This is a genomic window from Azonexus sp. R2A61 (assembly GCF_021401135.1).
In the GTDB taxonomy this organism is placed as follows: Bacteria; Pseudomonadota; Gammaproteobacteria; order Burkholderiales; family Rhodocyclaceae; genus Azonexus.
In genome coordinates, this window is record NZ_JACBFO010000010.1 from 1 (window position 1) to 695 (window position 695).

Genomic DNA, 695 nt, shown 5'->3' on the forward strand with positions numbered 1-695 from the left:
AATTACTCGATGATCTTGGCGACGACGCCGGCGCCGACGGTACGACCGCCTTCACGGATGGCGAAACGCAGACCTTCTTCCATGGCGATCGGCGCAATCAGCTTGACCGTCATCGAGATATTGTCGCCCGGCATGACCATTTCCGTACCTTCCGGCAGCGAGATCGCGCCGGTCACGTCGGTCGTACGGAAGTAGAACTGCGGACGGTAGTTGTTGAAGAACGGGGTATGACGACCGCCTTCATCCTTCGACAGGACATACACTTCGCCCGTGAAGTGGGTATGCGGCGTGATCGAACCCGGCTTGCACAGCACTTGGCCGCGCTCGACGTCTTCACGCTTGGTACCGCGCAGCAGGGCGCCGATGTTGTCGCCAGCCTGACCTTGATCCAGCAGCTTGCGGAACATTTCCACGCCGGTACAGGTGGTCTTCTGGGTCGGACGGATACCGACGATTTCGATTTCTTCGCCAACCTTGACGATGCCGCGCTCAACACGACCCGTCACCACGGTACCACGACCAGAGATCGAGAACACGTCTTCAACCGGCATCAGGAACGGCATATCGACAGCGCGCTCCGGGGTCGGGATGTAGGAGTCCAGCGCGTCAGCCAGACGGAAGATCGCCGGCTCGCCGATTTCGGACTGATCGCCCTCCAGGGCCTTCAGTGCAGAACCGTGGATGATCGGGGTGTC

At 60.4% G+C, this 695-nt stretch carries 1 protein-coding gene; it reads right to left on the reverse strand.

Going from position 1 to position 695, the window contains the following annotated elements:
- Positions 1–2: 2 nt before the first annotated feature.
- The coding region (locus tag L0962_RS18125; RefSeq protein WP_255680930.1) for an EF-Tu/IF-2/RF-3 family GTPase at positions 3–695 on the reverse strand (693 nt) is incomplete at its 5' end.